1 pseudogene is annotated in these 375 nt (G+C 64.3%); it reads right to left on the reverse strand.

Features of this window, described 5'->3' with window-relative positions:
- Positions 1–364 (reverse strand): annotated as a pseudogene (locus tag AC1DHL_RS30155) (beta strand repeat-containing protein); the annotation flags it as partial.
- Between the last annotated feature and the right edge of the window lie 11 nt (positions 365–375).

Genomic DNA, 375 nt, shown 5'->3' on the forward strand with positions numbered 1-375 from the left:
GGCTGTCGACCGCCAGCTTGCCCGAAGCCACGCCGCTCAGCACACGTGCACCATCTGTGCCGGTGAAGTCCACCGACATGCCGCCCGTGTCCTTGGCCACCGTGATGTGGCCGCTCGTCGCGTCCTGCTTCACCAGGCCAACGCTGCCGTCGTCCAGTTGCTGCGTCAGATTCGTCACCGAGTTCTCCACGTTGTTCACGCGGCCATCAATGGAGGCAATCTTCGTCGTGTTGGCCTGCACGTTCTGGTTGGTCGCAAACAGCTGCGAACCGTTCACCGCCTCCTGGCTGTCGACCGCCAGCTTGCCCGAAGCCACGCCGCTCAGCACACGTGCACCATCTGTGCCGGTGAAGTCCACCGACATGCCGCCCGTGT

This window comes from Variovorax sp. 10L426 (assembly GCF_056395305.1).